The 16,775-nt window shown below is 53.8% G+C and carries 16 protein-coding genes; 6 read left to right on the forward strand and 10 right to left on the reverse strand.

What is annotated here, in order from left to right; all coding sequences use genetic code 11:
• From VEI96_04795 to VEI96_04830, 8 genes are all read right to left on the reverse strand, one after another.
• Positions 1–1,755: CarD family transcriptional regulator (locus VEI96_04795; GenBank protein ID HXX57297.1), on the reverse strand; the 1,755-nt coding region annotated here is incomplete at its 3' end.
• 74 nt (positions 1,756–1,829) lie between these two features.
• Positions 1,830–2,378, reverse strand: a complete 549-nt coding sequence (locus VEI96_04800; GenBank protein ID HXX57298.1) for an adenylyltransferase/cytidyltransferase family protein — start codon at positions 2,376–2,378, stop codon at positions 1,830–1,832.
• The gene (locus VEI96_04805) at positions 2,323–2,808 is read right to left on the reverse strand and encodes an NUDIX hydrolase (GenBank protein HXX57299.1); all 486 of its coding nucleotides are present in this window, start codon (positions 2,806–2,808) and stop codon (positions 2,323–2,325) included. Before VEI96_04805 ends, VEI96_04800 begins: the two co-directional genes overlap by 56 nt.
• Positions 2,808–3,908 (reverse strand): RIP metalloprotease RseP, encoded by a 1,101-nt coding sequence (gene rseP, locus VEI96_04810; protein ID HXX57300.1) that lies wholly within the window; start codon positions 3,906–3,908, stop codon positions 2,808–2,810. The genes VEI96_04805 and rseP overlap by 1 nt, the downstream gene beginning before the upstream one ends.
• Positions 3,909–3,975: 67 nt before the next feature.
• Positions 3,976–5,127, reverse strand: a complete 1,152-nt coding sequence (locus VEI96_04815; protein ID HXX57301.1) for a 1-deoxy-D-xylulose-5-phosphate reductoisomerase — start codon at positions 5,125–5,127, stop codon at positions 3,976–3,978.
• The gene (locus tag VEI96_04820) at positions 5,124–5,915 is read right to left on the reverse strand and encodes a phosphatidate cytidylyltransferase (protein HXX57302.1); all 792 of its coding nucleotides are present in this window, start codon (positions 5,913–5,915) and stop codon (positions 5,124–5,126) included. Before VEI96_04820 ends, VEI96_04815 begins: the two co-directional genes overlap by 4 nt.
• A 1-nt stretch (position 5,916) precedes the next feature.
• Positions 5,917–6,633 (reverse strand): polyprenyl diphosphate synthase, encoded by a 717-nt coding sequence (uppS, locus tag VEI96_04825; GenBank protein ID HXX57303.1) that lies wholly within the window; start codon positions 6,631–6,633, stop codon positions 5,917–5,919.
• Positions 6,634–6,645: 12 nt separating this feature from the next.
• The gene (locus tag VEI96_04830) at positions 6,646–8,484 is read right to left on the reverse strand and encodes a VCBS repeat-containing protein (GenBank protein ID HXX57304.1); all 1,839 of its coding nucleotides are present in this window, start codon (positions 8,482–8,484) and stop codon (positions 6,646–6,648) included.
• 133 nt (positions 8,485–8,617) lie between these two features.
• On the opposite strand from VEI96_04830, the gene VEI96_04835 reads away from it, so the two are divergent.
• The 6 genes from VEI96_04835 (at position 8,618) to folK (ending at position 15,154) form a co-directional block, all read left to right on the forward strand.
• Positions 8,618–9,574 (forward strand): hypothetical protein, encoded by a 957-nt coding sequence (locus VEI96_04835; protein HXX57305.1) that lies wholly within the window; start codon positions 8,618–8,620, stop codon positions 9,572–9,574.
• 293 nt (positions 9,575–9,867) lie between these two features.
• Entirely contained in the window at positions 9,868–11,268 is a 1,401-nt protein-coding gene (locus VEI96_04840) for an ATP-binding protein (protein ID HXX57306.1), read from the forward strand.
• 26 nt (positions 11,269–11,294) lie between these two features.
• Positions 11,295–12,677 (forward strand): sigma-54 dependent transcriptional regulator, encoded by a 1,383-nt coding sequence (locus VEI96_04845; protein ID HXX57307.1) that lies wholly within the window; start codon positions 11,295–11,297, stop codon positions 12,675–12,677.
• A gap of 156 nt (positions 12,678–12,833) precedes the next feature.
• Complete coding sequence (locus tag VEI96_04850; protein ID HXX57308.1) at positions 12,834–13,292, forward strand: DUF5666 domain-containing protein; 459 nt, start codon at positions 12,834–12,836, stop codon at positions 13,290–13,292.
• Between the two features lie 153 nt (positions 13,293–13,445).
• Entirely contained in the window at positions 13,446–14,612 is a 1,167-nt protein-coding gene (locus tag VEI96_04855) for an LL-diaminopimelate aminotransferase (GenBank protein ID HXX57309.1), read from the forward strand.
• Between the two features lie 77 nt (positions 14,613–14,689).
• Positions 14,690–15,154 carry a 2-amino-4-hydroxy-6-hydroxymethyldihydropteridine diphosphokinase gene (gene folK / locus VEI96_04860; GenBank protein ID HXX57310.1) on the forward strand — a complete coding sequence of 155 codons (465 nt, stop codon included), beginning with the start codon at positions 14,690–14,692 and terminating at the stop codon, positions 15,152–15,154.
• Positions 15,155–15,192: 38 nt separating this feature from the next.
• Here folK and VEI96_04865 read toward each other — a convergent pair whose 3' ends face one another.
• Both VEI96_04865 and VEI96_04870 read right to left on the reverse strand, forming a co-directional pair.
• Entirely contained in the window at positions 15,193–15,477 is a 285-nt protein-coding gene (locus VEI96_04865; GenBank protein ID HXX57311.1) for a hypothetical protein, read from the reverse strand.
• Positions 15,478–15,899: 422 nt separating this feature from the next.
• Positions 15,900–16,757: a hypothetical protein gene (locus tag VEI96_04870; protein HXX57312.1), complete on the reverse strand. Its 858-nt coding sequence runs from the start codon at positions 16,755–16,757 to the stop codon at positions 15,900–15,902.
• Between the last annotated feature and the right edge of the window lie 18 nt (positions 16,758–16,775).

A 16,775-nucleotide genomic window follows, 5' to 3' on the forward strand; every position in this document is an offset into this window, starting at 1 on the left:
GTAATCTATATGCACGGGAAACGCCGAAAACCTCGAGGTGAAAGTCAGGTAATGCTGCTCACAGAGGATGGTTGTCGGCACGAGAACGGCGACCTGCCTCCCGTCAAATACCGCCTTGAATGCGGCGCGCATAGCAACCTCCGTCTTGCCGTAACCGACATCCCCGCAGAGCAGTCTCTCCATGGGCTTTTCGGACTCCATGTCTCTGCCGATCTCCTCGATGGCCTTGATCTGGTCCGGCGTCTCTTCATAGGGGAAAAATCCGTAAAACTCCCTATGGAGCTCCGTGTCGGCGCTGAAGACAAACCCCCGCGCTATCTCCCTTTCCGCGTAGAGTTTCAGGAGTCTCTCCGCCATCTCCCTTATCGCCTTCTTTACCCTCTCTTTCGTTCTCTGCCATGTCCTTCCGCCGAGTCTGTCGAGGTGCGGCAGAACCCCTTCTTCCGCGTTGTATTTTTTTATCTTGTTTATGTTATAAAGCGGGATATAGAGTCTGTCTCCGCCGGTATATTCGAGGACGATGAGTTCGCCTTCGCGACCTTCCGAAGCCTGTCTCTGTATGCTTACGAACCTGCCTATCCCGTGGTCCCTGTGAACAACAAAATCGCCGGGAGCGATGTCATCCATGCTCGCAAGCAGTCCCGATACCCTCGACCGCCTCAACGGCCGGTACAACGGTCTTTCGCCGAATATCTCCTTTTCCGTCAGGACTGCCAGTCCGGGAAGGAAGAAACCGGAAGAGAGACCGCCCGTCGTGACACTCACCGTGCCCTCATAACGGGCGACCTCTCCCGCTTCAAGAAGAGGGGCGATGAGGTCACCCTCGCGGAGGATCTCCCTCACCCTCTCAGCCTGCCCCGGCGAAGAGGAGACGACCATTACCCTGTTCTCTCCGGCAAGGAGTCTCAGGGCGTATGAAAGGTCGGCTAAGGTTCTTCTCTCATCGGGGAATATCCCGTGCCCCCTCAGGGAGAGCAGCCCCCCATCGAATCCTTCCCCTCCGAAAGCAAACCGTGAGAGAAGAACCCCCTCATCGGCCTTATTAGCCTGCTCGCCGGGCGGGTCGATAAGGAACTGTCTTCCCGGAAACAAGGTTCCGACCCCATTTCCGTGAGAAGGCTCGATGGCAGGTAAGAGGATAAGGGTTTCCATCCGTCCGGTAGATTTCTGTGTCTCTATTTCAAAAGGTTTTATCGCCTCTATCTCATCGCCGAAGAATTCTATTCGGATGGGGTCCTCTGATGTGGAAGGGAAGATATCGAGCAGCCATCTCTTCAGGCAGAACTCCCCTTTCTCCGCGACAATCGAGACTCGCTTGTAACCGAGTTGTTCGAGCCTCTCCCCTAGAGAGTCTCTCTCGATTCCCCGTCCTCTCGTAAAGATGATGCTGTCCTTTTCGAGGTCGTCTTTCGACCATACCGGTGCCTGCACTCCCTGAGCAGAAGTCACGAGCGATTCTCTGCTCTTCATTCCCGCGATGACCTCTGCCCTTCTGCCCGAAGACTCGGGTCCGTTTGGGTCCGGAAGGAAGGAGATGAAAGGCAGCGCGTCATCGGGACTCTTGATAATCTTCCTGAAGAAAACTATATCCCCATAGAGTCTCAGGGCCGCCTCCTCTGTCTGCTCTACCGCGACAAAGGGCTCTCCCTGCAGGGAGAGGAAAAGGGCGACCGACGAGCCCGATAGGTTGTAGATGCGTGCTGCGTCAGCCGGAATGTTGATCGAGAAACTGCGTACCATGGTCGGTATGTCCATACTCTGCTGCGCCTAAGTCTCTGCGAAAGGGGTCGGCTCTTCCTTGTCATGTCGGCCGCGGACTCAGGAGGAAATCAGCGGCAAAGCAATTTAATTTTTTCTATTATCTCTGTCGTTGATATCCCCTGAACGTAGGGGAGGCTGCGGGTTTCGGGAACGACATCCGAGCCGACGATATCCTCTTTCTTCCAGTCCCCGCCCTTCACAAGCAGATCGGGCTTCAAGAGGCGTATGAGCGCATAGGGTGTCGCTTCGTCAAAGAGGGTCACAAAGTCGACCATCTCGAGGCTCGCAACTACTTCGGCCCTCTCGGATTCCGGTATTATCGGCCTGCCTTTCTTGAGCAGCGAAACAGAACGGTCGGTATTCAGCGCTACGACGAGGAGATCCCCCAAACGTTTTGCCTCTTTCAAATACCGTATGTGGCCTGCATGGATTATGTCAAAGCAGCCGTTCGTGAAAACGATCTTTTTCCCGGAGGCCTTTGCGGCATCTACCGCATCTCGTAATGCATTCGGGTCAAGCACCCTGCCCATAAAGGAATAACCGACCTCCCGCTCAGCCCTGTCAGCGACCTTCGTGCTCCGGCATCTGACCCTCGCCCTGAGACTGACAAGCGCCATCCAGGATCATCTCCCTGGCTTTCTGAACTATCTCACGGTCACCCTTGTAACTCACCTTCTGCACGGCCTCGTCCAAGGGCACCCACTGAGCGATATCGACTTCCCAGTTGTGATCATCGGTGCTGCCGCTCAGGTATTCCAGGAGATAGAAGTGCACGGTCTTCCGGCATTTTGTATTGTCATCCTTAATGTAATACCAATAGGTGATATCGCCGACTTTGTCCAGGGCCCTGCCGGTGAGTCCGGTCTCTTCCCGCACTTCTCTCACCGCCGTCTGCTCCGGTTTCTCTCCCTTCTCGACGACCCCTTTCGGAAGGCACCAGACCGTGCCTCCTTTCACGGCCACGAGGGCCACATCAACACCGTCAGGTCTCTTCTTGAAGATCACTCCCCCGGACGATACCTGGTTCTTAATCGTAGCAGGTTTCATCACGGTACCATCCTTCTGGCGATCAATCTCATGATGTCGTTGTAAAAGGCGAGGACCATGACGGCGATAAGGATCGCCAATCCTATCCGTTGGGCGATCATCGTGACCTTGTCGCTCAAGGGTTTCCTCCTGACCGCTTCGATCCCAAAAAAGAGGAGGTGCCCTCCGTCCAAGATCGGAATGGGCAGAAGATTCAAGACACCGAGATTAACACTGATGAAGGCCATAAACATGATATAGGAAAGAAAGCCTCCGGACGCCGCTTTACCCGATTCGCTCACGATCGTTATAGGGCCGCCGATGTTCTTGGGAGACAGCTTGCCCATGACAAGCATCCGGATGGAGTCAAAAACCACGACACCCATTTTATACGTCGCGATCGCACTTTTCCCGAGGGTCTCAAGGGGTGATCGGCTCTGAATCGTCTCAAAAAATCCTCCGCCCTTTTTCCTCACTCCGATTCTCCCGATAGTTATCTTCTTGCCATCCGAACCGACCTCTTCGACCGGCCTGGGGACGACTCTCACCGACAAAACCTCGTCTCCTCTCTTCACGACAAAATTGAGGGCCTTCCCCGGATTCTTGGCAACCATGGCTACCATGTCAAACCAGGTATCGACCTCCACGTTGTCGATTTTCTTTATGACGTCGCCGGCCTTGAGCCCTGCTTCAACGGCCGGATAGCCCTCCTGTACCTCATCGATAACCGGAAGTATGTTTCCCAACACGGGCACGTTAACGGGGAAACCCATCGAAAGCACTGAAGCAAAGATGATAAAGGTCAACGCTATGTTGAAGACAGGCCCGGAAAACACGATCAGGAGTCTCTTCCATACGGACTGGAAATTGAAGGCCCTCGCCCTATCCTCTTCGCTGATCTCGTCTTCCTGCTCTTCACCGAGCATCTTCACGTACCCCCCAAGAGGCACGGAAGAGAGGAGATATTCGGTCTCGCCGTACTTTTTCCCGACAATCTTGGGCCCGAACCCGAGCGAAAACTTCAGTACCTTCACCCCCATAAGCTTCGCAAAAAGAAAGTGACCGAGCTCATGCACAAAGATGAGAATCCCTAACAGTATGATCGCAGACAGTAAGGTCATTTCACTCCTCAGTTCCGAATGGGTACCACGGGCAGAATGCGCTCTTCATCTCTCGGTCACCACAAGATTACGCGTCCCGTATCAACTCCTTCGCCTTCTCCCGTGCCCACCGGTCGGCTTCGATGACCGAATCGATGCCTTCGGCACGCACGGTCTTGTGGGACTGCATGGTCTTTTCAATTATAGCAGGGATTTCGTTAAAAAATATTCCCTTTTCGAGAAAAGCCGACACCGCAATCTCATTGGCGGCATTCAGGACCGCGGGCATTGTTCCGCCCTCTTTCAGGGCATCATAGGCGAGAAGGAGGCAGGGAAAGCTCTCCGTATCCGGTCTCTGGAAGGTGAGATTCCCGATGACATCGAGTTCAAGGCGGTCGACTGCGTCGTCAAGCCTCTCGGGATAGGAAAGGGCATAGGCTATCGGTCCCCGCATGTCCGGCCGGGATACTTGAGCCAGCATGCTCCCGTCAGTGAACTCCACGAGTGAATGCACGATGGACTGGGGATGGATGAGGACATCGATGCGCTCGGCGGGAAGCCCGAAGAGATGGTATGCCTCGATCACCTCAAGCCCCTTGTTCATGAGGGTCGCGGAATCGATCGTGATCTTCCTTCCCATCGTCCAATTGGGGTGTTTCAGGGCATCCTCCGGCACGACATCCTTCAGGTAATTTGCCTTCTTCCCGATAAAAGGGCCGCCGGAGGCGGTAAGGATTATCCTCCTCATGCCTTTCGAATCGTGACCATGTGCGCACTGAAAGACAGCACTGTGCTCGCTGTCAACGGGAAGTATCGGCACTCCCGCTCTCCGGGCCGCCCTCATGACGATCTCTCCGGCCGAAACGAGTGCCTCCTTGTTTGCGAGACCGACCGGCTTGCCTGACTGAATGGCCTCGACCGTCGGGATCATGCCGCTGAACCCGACCATCGCGGACAACACAAAATCAGAGTCCTGAAACGCCGCCACGGCCCTTACACCTTCGTCACCCGCATAAATGGTCGGTTTCTTGCCGAGCCGCCTCTTCAGCTCCAAGGCAGCCCCTTCATCTGCCACGGCAACAACCGACGGGGAGAAGGTCTTCACTTGTTCTTCCAGGAGATCGACATTACTTCCGGCTGCAAGGCCTGCCACGCTGAACCTGTCTCTATGCCCTGCGATCACGTCCAGGGCACTCCTTCCTATCGATCCCGTCGAGCCGAGGATGACGATCCTTTTCATGTGAGCAACCCGAACGCCCGTGATATCCAGTAGAGTACAGGTCCCGCAAAAAGAACACCGTCGATCTTATCGAGGATACCCCCGTGGCCGGGGACGATACTGCCCGAATCCTTGACGCCGGCATCTCGCTTGAACATCGACTCAACAAGGTCGCCCACGATCGTCGTGGCGCCGATGAGGAACCCTGCAGCAGTCGATTTCCAGGAGCTCATGGCAGGGAGGAAGGCGAGCTTGAGAAGCCACCCGGCTCCGGCCCCGCCCGCCAGCGAACCGAATGCACCCGCAACAGTCTTGTTGGGGCTGACCTCCGGATACAATTTAGTTTTTCCGAAGGTCTTTCCGATATAGAAGGCGAGGCTGTCGGCTGCCCATACAGAGCCGAAGAGAAAGACTATCCACTCAGGTCCACCGGTCCGCAGAAAGAGCTGAAAACCGAGCGAACACGGGATATAGAGCAGGGCCACGAGAACCGGAGCCATATCGTGAAGGGAAGACGACGGGTCCCGCCTCCCTACGAGTCTCATAGTCGAGATTACGAGAAAGGCGGCGAAAAGAGCATGGGGCAGGAGATCCCTCGAAACGTGCAGGGCTGCGAGTACAGCAATTCCTCCCGCAATTCCGGCAATCTTCACCATTCCGCGAACACCGTACATCGCATAAAATTCAGCCTGCGCGACGACAGACACGAGGAGTATGAGGAAAAAGAAATAGTCCTGTGGGAGTTTCGTGACGTAGAGATAGAGAAGGGGAAGCACGATGACTGCGACAAGCAGCCTTTTCCCGTGCATCTTAGAGGCCTGCCTTTACCGGAACAATCCCGAATCTTCTCTCCCGCATCTGGTAGTCGTGAAGGGCAAGGAAAAATTCTTCCCGCGTAAAATCCGGCCACAGGGTATCGGTAAAATAAAACTCCGCATACGCAGCCTGCCAAAGCAGAAAATTGCTGATGCGTTTTTCACCGCTCGACCGAATGATGAGATCCGGCGCGGCGATACCCGCCGTATCAAGACGGGACTCAAAGTATTCCTCGGTGACGTCCTCAGGCCTGACCTGCGCGCCGACTATCCCCCTCACGGCACGGATAATCTCGTTCCTTCCCCCGTAGCTCAGGGCAAGGACGAGCTTCATCCCCTTGTTTCCCGAAGACCTTTCCGTAATAGTCTGTAAGAGCCCCCTGATATTCTCGGGCAACCGCCAGGTCTCCCCGATGGTTCTGAAGACGATGCCCCTCCTGACCAGATCATGAAACTCCTTCTTCAGGGAGATCTCAAGGAGCTTCATGAGTGTCGATACCTCATCGTTCGGCCTCTGCCAGTTTTCGATGGAAAAGGCATAGAGGGTGAGGGTGTTCACCCCGATCTCCGCTGCTGCGGCTATGACCTCTCTGGCCCTTTCCGCGCCCCTCTTGTGCCCCTCGATCCTCGAGAGACCCCGCATCTCGGCCCATCTCCCGTTGCCGTCCATAATGACGGCCACATGTTCAGGGATTCTGCCGGAGAGTAACACGATTTCCTCCTCTCACCTTCCCGTGAGGGAATAGATGTAGAGCATGCTGCCCATAGGATTTTCCCCCTTCAGGATATTCTCAGTCTTTATGCCGAACAGGGGTTTGCTCATGACAATCAACCAGTCGCCGGAAATGGCATAATCGAGAATGGACCCTGATATGCTGTCCACAAGGGTCCTTTCATCCATCGAGAGACCTGTCCAGAAAAGGGTCTTCACCTGGGAGCTCTTATAGCCGAGTCCCTTTACCATATTTGCGAGCGGAATCCTCTTCACTACGAGAGCCTCCTTGTTCCTGAAAAGGAGTCTGTCCTTTACACTCCAGACGCCCCTATTTATCATTACCTTGTCCAGCGCCGTGGTGGAATCCAGCTTCTTGAACGTCTGCTGCAAACCGAAATCTTCCTTGCTGTTCCAGACCTTCAACCCTTCAGCGTTGTACAGATTCAGATGACCTCCGTCATCATAGGCAAGGATGTAGCGCATTCCGTCCAAACTGTCAATGGGCGCGAAGTCATAGATATTAACGCCCTGCGGAAGCTTCACCTCACCGTCCTTCTTGAGTTCGCCCCGCTCATATTTCATGATCATGACAGGCCCCTGGTATCCACCACCACTCCTGTATTCCTGAGCGATGAGACTGTTATTCAGTCTTCTCAGAAAGAGATTCCCCTTCCAGAGCAGGGAGAACTGCCCATCCTCGAATCCGTAAATATAAGAGACCAGATTGCCCTCCGTGATAGCGGGATCAGCACGATCGACCGTAGAATCCACTTTCCAACCGCGCAGAGACGTGACAATTATTTCGTCCTTTCCGTCGCCATTGACATCCATGGTGTCGAGCCACAGGTATTCATCGGAGACGTTTCCCTTGATTTCATAAAGGTTCTGGAGACTCGTTCCCGGCGCGTATACCCGTATATCCCTGCCGTTTGTGATGATCAGTTCGCGGTTCCCGTCACCGTTGACATCACCTGCGGCCACGAGTCCTCCCGTGAAAGGGAGGCTGAAGAAGAGCAGGGTGTCGCTTCCGGCAGAGAGCGGTGCGAACACGGTCTCGTCCCCCAGGTGAAGTTCCTTCGACTGGACGCTATCAACGATCACCTCGGCGTCCGAGATCTTGACCGAATCATCGACCCATAGGAGCCTCTGAGTGATCACCGTATCTCTGCCCTTTTCACCGGCCCTGAGGATGAGGGCCACGCGGGCACCCTTCTTTTTCGCCTCCGCGAGGACGACGGAATCATCGCCGTAATCGAGGGATGTATCAAGGAGTTCGAGTCTGCCGCTCTCCTTCAGCATGCGGTAATAATGTTCGGCCAGCACCCAGTCAACGGACCTGTCCTGATAAAAGAGCACCTTCTCCTTCGTCTCCGATATCCTCACGATATCACCGACCCTGACATCCCCCTTCGTAATCTCGAGGGTCGAAGCCTCGGGGCCGACGTCTTTCACCGTGGCGGTCCCGACAAACGCCTCCATCGTCCCGATAGGCTCCTTTGTCACCGGATGCAAAAAGGGCTCCCCCCCTCTCAGAACGGAAAACCTCATGCCTCTTCTCACTCCCGACTTCTCTCCGAGGTCGGAAGAGAGCGTACTCCCCTCAACAGACACGATCCTGCCCTTCAACGGCTTAAAATAGGAGAGCGTCTCCTCCTTCAATTTCTCAAAAGGGTCCTGAGCCGATGCCAGACCGGCAAGAACGAGCAGGAAGAAAAGGACCAGAATCGAAATGTTTGTTTTCCCGATGCCGCTCCTCTCCGGACCTCTGCAAGTCCGGCGACGGGCTGCAGAAATACCCTGAGACTCTCTAATCTTCAGAAGGAAGAACCTCCCGTACGTTGCGTGCATTCATGACCTGAATAAATTTGTTTATTATACCACATCGGCCGGGCAAATACGGTAAGAGACGACGATGTCTGAACGCGTCCCCTTTGAACGGTATGCTGCAGGCTGACGGGAAAAGAGGTATAATACTTACGCTATGAAAATGGGTGAGGCCCTGATCAAGGAAGGTCTCATAACAAGGGAGCAGCTGACCCGCGCCCTTGAAAGACAGGTGATGTTCGGGGGCAGGATCGGCACAAACCTCATAGAACTCAGGTTCCTTCAGGAAGAGGAGCTCGCAAAGTTTCTCGGCAGATATTTCAGGGCTCCGGCGGTGCAACCCGAAATGCTTGCGTCGATATCGGAAGAGGTGCTGAATTCCCTCGACAGGTCGCTTATCGAAAAATACAAAATTCTCCCCTTTTGGAAGGAGCGCAAGAGGTTATCTGCCGCGATGATGAACCCGGCCGATATCAAGACCGTGGATGAACTGAGGTTCGTCACGGGCTACGATATCATCCCCTATGTCATCACCGAAAAGAGGCTCTTTTTTGCGCTCGAGAAATATTACGGGATAAAACGCGAACTGCGATACATCAGTTTAACCGATCCGTTCGACCCTGAGGCCGCAAAGGAGGAGCCGGATTCTATCGAGAGCATTAAGGAATCCTTCGAAAAGGTGAACGAGACGGAAGAGGTGGCGGGCATACTCCTCAAAGAGGCATACAGGACGGCAAAGAGAGTTGCCGTCTTCATCATGAAGGGGGGAAAGATCGTCGGCTGGAAGGCGAGGGGCCTCAGCGTTGACGCATTTCAGACAACGGGAGAGGGGGTATCGATCTTCTCCGAAGTCCTCAGGACCCGAAGCTATTACCGGGGACCTGTCCTTTCAGTCAACGGCAACGAAACGTTGATAGCGATTCTCTCAGGTACCCCGCAGGACGTCCTCCTCATGCCTATCACGGTAAGGGAGAAAGTAGTCGCCCTCCTCTATGCCGACAATGGAAACAACGCGGTTCTCAATGCAAATATCGGTTACCTGTCAAGGCTCGCGTCCATGGCTGCAGTCGCTTTCGAGATCATCATATTGAGAAAGAGGATTCGGGAACTGTAAGGGATATCTGCCGCGTTGCTCGTAAAAGGTTCATGGTCTGCCTCCGCAGATGTAACCCCTTGCGTCGCTTTCTCCGGCAATCAACTGACTCCATCTTCCTCAAGGAAAAGGCGAAGTCCATGAATCTACCCCGATAAACCCCGATCTGACGGCATCGGTAGGGGATCTCCCTTCTGAGCAGCCGGCGCCTCGTATGGATAATCGTCGAGAACACTCACAAGGAATTCGGCAGTTTCCCCAGCAGACTCTCTTTGAGCTATACTATAAACAACCGTATGTTGAAGAATTTTTTCTTGAATCTGTCCTTGAACAAGAAGCTCGTCCTCATGATGCTCTTCATGAGCTTCATCCTTCTCTCGATCCTCATGTTCCTCTCCTGGCAATCGGAAAAAGCGCTGCTGACCGAAATGGGAAACCAGACGGCTGAATTATCGAAGGCGATACAGGTCGGTGTTGAGGAGGTTACCGGAAGCGGCTCGACTGACCAGACCAGACTCGCCTCGTATCTGAAGAGTCTCAATTCAAAAGGCATAAACGAGATCTCCATCATCAGCAACACAGACGAGATCATAGCGAGCACGAACCCTACGAAGGTCGGGTCGGCCCTGAGTCCGAAGAAGAAGGAATTGATCATCAAGGCAGAACTGGGCGACCCTGTTTCTACGGAGGGAAAGGCTTACAATGTCATTGTACCGGTTATCGCGGGTGAGGCCCATTACGGGTATATCCATCTGAAGATTAACGCCGATGACGTCTCGGAACTGCTCAAACATAATATGATGAAGAGGATCTTCGCAGCCCTCCTCGTTTTCGGGATCGGTATCGGAATCGCCATCTTCCTCTCTATCCGTTATACGGAGCCGATACATAGCGTTGTGAACGCTGCGAGGAAGGTGGCCGCCGGTGACTTTAACCAGAACCTCCCCGTGGACAGAAAAGACGAGATAGGGGAGCTTACCGAAAGCTTTAACTTTCTTGTGCAGCGACTGCGTGAAAACAAACTCCTCGAGGAACGACTGCGCGAAGCTGAGCACCTTTCAGCGGTCGGGCAGCTATCGAGGAGCATCGCCCATGAGATACGGAACCCCCTGAACTTCATTAGTCTCAGCATCGATCATATCAGGCAGAAGTATCGACCCGGCGGGGAAGAGGCGGCTGACTTTGAGGCGCTCGTATCGAGTATCAAGGAAGAGATACACCGTCTGAACAGACTCGTAAGCGATTTCCTTGATTACGGCAAACCCCTGAAACTTAATATGCGTCATGTGTCGATCGACGGGATGCTCGGCGATGTCGTGAAGATCATCAGGGCAAAGGCCGACTCTGAAAAGGTCTCCGTGAAGGAAGAATATGCCTTCTTGCCCGAAATCACCGTAGACCCTGAACTCATGAAGACATGCATCCTGAACGTCGTCATGAACGCCTTTCAGGCGATGCCGGATGGCGGCACCCTCACCCTGAAAACGGAGAGGGACGATTCTCGATTTGTGCTCGCCATAGGCGATACCGGCCAGGGGGTCTCGAAAGAAAACCGTTCGAGGCTCTTCGAGCCGTTTTTTACAACAAAGGATTCCGGCCTCGGTCTCGGCCTTGCCACAACAAAACGCATCGTCGAAGAGCACGGGGGCAAGATAGATTTTTATACCACGGAAGGGGTCGGAAGCAGCATCGTCATCAGTTTGCCGTTAACCTGAACGTCCGTTTAAGAGGAGAATAACCCATGGCAGTCGTCCTTGTCGTAGACGATGAACCTCTACAGAGGAATATCCTCAAGACGATCCTCTCCGAAGAGGGATACGAGGCCCACGTGGCGTCGTCCGGCGAGGAGGCATTGAAGATTGCGAAGGCCTACAATCCCGATCTCGTACTGACGGACCTCAAGATGGACGGCATGGACGGCATCGAACTCATGAACAGAATAAAATCCCTGAAACATCCCCCTGAAGTAGTCCTCATGACCGCCTTCGGGACCATAGCCTCGTCCGTTGAAGCCATGAGGAAAGGCGCCTATGATTATCTCACAAAGCCCCTTGACAAAGATGATGTCCTCTTGACCGTCAAACGCGCGCTGGAGAGGACCGAACTCCTCCGGGAAAACCAGGAGCTCCAACTCGCGCTCTATGACCGGTTCAGGATCGAGAGGATCATCGGGAATTCAAAGGTCATGGGAGAGGTGATTCACACCGTCAGAAAGGTTCACCACTCTCCGGTGACGGTCCTGATCCTCGGCGAGAGCGGCACGGGCAAGGAGCTTATCGCACGGGCACTACATTATAACAGCCCCCGGGCCACGAAGCCCTTTACCGCCATCAATTGCGCCGCGATCCCGGAAAATCTCCTCGAGAGCGAACTCTTCGGCTATGAGCCGGGATCCTTCACTGGTGCGACATCACGGAAGATCGGTCTCTTCGAGGCGACGAGCAGCGGCACCCTCTTTCTCGACGAGGTCGGCGACCTGCCGCCCATGACGCAAGCAAAGATTCTCAGGGTCCTCCAGGAAAAGGAGATACGGCGCCTCGGCGGAAGGGAGCCGATCAAGGTCGATGTAAGAATAATCGCTGCGACGAATAAGGATATCGAGAAGGAGATGAAAACCGGGAAATTCAGGGAAGACCTCTATTACCGGCTGCGGGTCGTCACCATAGAACTCCCCCCCCTGAGAGAGCGGAGAGAAGACATACCCGATCTGGTCTCTTTCTTTCTGAAACGTTACAACAACGAGTTCGGCAAGCGGCTGAGAGGAGTTGACGAAACTGCTCTGAAGGCCCTTGTCGAATATCACTGGCCCGGCAATGTGAGACAGCTCGAGTCTGTTATCGAGAGGGCTGTCCTCATGAGTGAGTCGGATACGATAGCGCTGAAGGACATCAAGAGTGAGCTGCGGTCTTCGCAGCATCAGGACCTCTTCGATATGGACATCCCTGAAGAGGGCATCGATTTTGAGGAACTGGAAAAGGAACTCTTGAAGAAGGCTATGCAGAAGGCAAATAACGTCGCAGCAAAAGCGGCAAGGCTCCTCGGTATGAGCTATAAGACCTTTTGGTACCGATGGGAAAAATTCAATCTCGAAGTTTCTTCCCTAAAAAAGGAAGACTCTCCCTAAAAAGGGAAACACGAAGGTCCATCCATTCCGCAAAAGGGGAGCGAACCGGTAACTCCCCAATTTTACATTATTAATTTTTATCTGCTCCTTCACGCGTTCTGGCATGGATTTTGATAAATACTATGTAGCAATGAATATATGAAAGGAGGTGATTTTATGAAAAAGGTACTAGCGATTATCGTTTCAGTTCTCTTTGTTCTGTCCGTTGCGGGGCTCGCCTTCGCAGCAGACCAGAAGGCAGCTCCTTCGCCTGCTCCTGCAGAGAAGAAGGAGATGTCTCCTGCCAAGACAGAGGCCGCTCCCGCAGCTGAGAAGAAGGCTCCTGCAAAGGTAAAGCAGGTTACCGGAGAGGTTGCTGCAGTTGATGCAGCCGCGAAGACCCTCACGGTGAAGGCCAAGAAGGGTGATGTCATGCTTTCAGCGGATGACAAGACCAAGTTCGGCAAAGGGAAGACTATCGCCGACATAAAGGTAGGCGATAAGGTCACGGTTAAGTATGCAGAGATGGACGGCAAGATGGTAGCGAAGAGCGTCACGGCTAAAGCAGCCAAGGCGGAGAAGAAAGAAGCCGCCCCTGCAGAGAAGAAAGAGACAAAACCTGCTCCTGCGAAGTAGTTCTTTTTTTGACAGAGAGGCACTGATACCTTCAGTGCCTCTTTTGTTTTTTATCGACTTTCCTCCATGAAGACTCGTAACAGGATATCCGTTTCGTATATAATATTTTTTTATTCGCCCGAATCGGGACGACAAAGATAACGGAGGACTTCTATGGCGCGTTTTGAGTTTGCTGACAGGGTAAGGAATCTTCCGCCCTACCTCTTTGCAGCCATCGACAAGATGAAGCAGGAGGCCTTATCTCGGGGTGTGGACCTCATCGACCTCAGCATAGGTGACCCCGATATTCCGACGCCTGATCATATCGTGAGGGCGATGAAATCTGCTGTTGAAAAACCCGCACACCACCGGTACCCGTCATACGAGGGGATGCTCTCATTCCGAGAGGCTGTAGCAAACTGGTACCATAGAAGGTTCAAAGTCGCCCTTGACCCGCAGAGTGAAGTCCTCTCACTCATCGGTTCAAAAGAGGGCATCGGGCACATCCCCCTCGCCTTCGTGAACCCAGGGGATGTCGTCCTTGTTCCTTCTCCCGGTTACCCTGTATATCCTGTAGGCACCCTTTTCGCGGGCGGCCAAAGTTATCTCATGCCCCTCGTCGAGAGAAACAACTACCTGCCGGATCTTTCGTCCATTCCCGGAGACGTATTAAGAAAGGCGCGGTTGATGTTTCTCAATTACCCGAATAATCCTACCTCCGCCGGGGCGGACAGGAGATTTTACCGGGAAGCGATCGAAGTCGCCGAAAAGCACGACATCATAGTCTGTCACGATGCCGCATACTCAGAAATATACTATGACGGCAGGAGACCGATGAGTTTTCTGGAGGTAGATGGGGCAAAGGAGGTGGGAATCGAATTCCATTCGCTCTCCAAGACCTACAACATGACCGGCTGGAGGATCGGTTTTGCCGTCGGAAACAGCAATGTTCTCGCAGGGCTCGGCAAGATAAAGACGAATCTCGATTCCGGGGTCTTTCAGGCTGTCCAGGAGACCGCTATCGTGGCTCTCGGAACGGAAGATGATAGGCTTTCAGAAATACGGCATATCTATCAGGCACGGAGGGATGCACTTTACGAAGGATTGAAGAATCTCGGATTCCATCTCGTCAAACCGGAGGCGACATTCTACCTCTGGTCAAACGTGCCCGCTGCTTTCGATTCCTCTCGATTCGTCACGCATATCCTGAAAGAGGCAGGCGTACTCGCGACGCCGGGGAATGGATTCGGCAGCCCGGGTGAGGGATATGTGAGGTTCGCCCTCACCGTTCCTGTTGAGAGAATCAAAGAAGCGGTGCAGCGGATCGGAAAGGTCCTTTGAGAAAGCGGCAAGGGCGCCGCGATACGGGGCTCTTCAACGCCGCTGCCTTTCGAAATGAAACCTTCGGCCTTTAATCAATGCCTATCGCCTATATCGGCATAGGTTCAAATCTCGGAGATAGAGAGGAAAACTGCCTCAGGGCAATCGACCGTCTATCAAGAGAGGGAATAACCGTCAAGAAACGATCGTCCCTGTACGAGACAGAGCCATGGGGTCTGAAAGACCAGCCCAAGTTTATCAACGCGGCTGTCGAAATAGAGACCGAGCGGGAGCCAGAGGAACTTCTCGAGACACTGAAGAAGATAGAGAACGACTTTGGAAAACAAGCCCCCTCCGCAAAATGGGGTCCCCGTGTCATTGACCTCGATATCCTTTTCTACGATGATCGCATCATACATAACACCGATCTGGAAGTTCCCCACCCCCATCTGCACGAGCGGGATTTCGTCCTGAAGCCCCTCTCAGAAATAGCCCCCCAAAAGATCCATCCCCTCCTAAAGAAGACCTTGGCAGAGCTTTTGACTGAGCTGGACAACGAATGAACCGGCCGGGTTTTCCTGGGAGGTCTGGGGATAGGGAACTATCTCACCTCTGCGAATGAGACTTCCGACCCTGCTTCAAGATAATGGGATCCTTTCTTCACCCAGAGTATCTTTGCCTTCTGTCCGCTCAAATCGGGCAGGGCGTGCTTAGTTATGGTTATGATCTGTCCCTGTTGCACCGATGTCTCGGTGAGGAAACCAAAACCTTCAGGGGAAACGTTCAGCGTGATCCCTGCAAAGATTTCCTTCGATCTCTCATCAATGTAGAATTGGAAATTCGCAAGAATCTCGTGGCGAGCACTTCTTCTTTTCTTTGTTTCCACGGTCGCCTCCTGACCCCCAAGAAGAAAAGGGGAACCTTATCCGGAGATTTCCTCGTCATCCTCCCGATTCATGCAGGGGAAATACGCCTGGGCTTCGAGTTGCGCGAGGCCGATCTTACGTGGCGCCCCGGCGAATGCTTTAGGCTTCCCCGACCCTCATAGGGGGCTTGCTCACCACACCCGGCACGTCGGGCCCCTTTACACTTAGTGTTCCCTCGACCTCGAAACCCAGGGCGATCTTCCCTTTCTCACGTCATCCTTCTCCTTCCTTAGATACACTCTGTACCGAGGCAGCCGGGAAGTCAATCCTACCTGGGTAGGGGGTGCCAGATGGGACGCCGCCAATGATGTTTATGTGCAATCTCCATCCGGCAAAAAAAAGGCCTGTGAATTCACAGGCCCGATCTTCGCAGGAAGACGTCTTATTTTTTCTTCTTTGGCGCCGGTGCAGCCTTCGGTGCTTCACCCGGCTGCTGAGCCGCAGTCCAGTTGTTCAGGTCATGAGCGATGTTGTGGCACTCGCCGCATGAAGGGAACTTCCTCATAATGCCTGCCGGATGAGGCGAGCCATGGCAATTCTGGCACTGCGGCACCATCTTGTGCTTCTCCTGATGACAGAACGCGCATGCGAAGGCCGCGTGCTTTGTCTTACTGGCAGTCAGGAGGTCATAGGCCTTTTGGTGGCATGCACCGCAATCCTTTGACGGCACATCGGCGGCGTAGGTCACGGCCTTCGGCATATGTGCCTTGTGGCATTTCTTACATTCTGCCGCGGTCATCTCCGCAGAATGCGGCTTGTGGCACTGCAGGCACTGCGGGACTTTGCGGTGGACGCTGTGACAGGTCGAACAGTCAAGGGCGGTATGCTTGCTCTTGTTTTCCCTCAACTGGGCTATCTGCGGCGTATGGCAGGTGACACAGGCATCCGTCACCTTACCGGTAAAAGTAATGTTCAGGGGAGTATGGGGGTTCTTGTGGCAACCGAGACAGCCTTTAAGTTCGAAGTGGGGCTTTCCCATATGGCAATCGTTGCACTGGGGAATCGGTTTCTTAACGGTCGGGGGATGGCCGATATGACAGCCTGTACAGCCGACTTCCTTGTGCTTTCCTCCGGCCGCGGCAAGATCGGCCGGTGGTGCATCATGACATTTCGAACACTCTTCATTTGTCAAAGCCGGCTTTGTCTGGGCCGGCGACATGCCGGAATAGGTGAGTACCGTCGCCATGAGCACGACCAGTAACATCAGAGCCGCGAGACTACCGCTTTTCATTGATTTCATCTTCCCTCCTTCGTTGTT

Source organism: Thermodesulfovibrionales bacterium (assembly GCA_035622735.1).
In the GTDB taxonomy this organism is placed as follows: Bacteria; Nitrospirota; Thermodesulfovibrionia; order Thermodesulfovibrionales; family UBA9159; genus DASPUT01.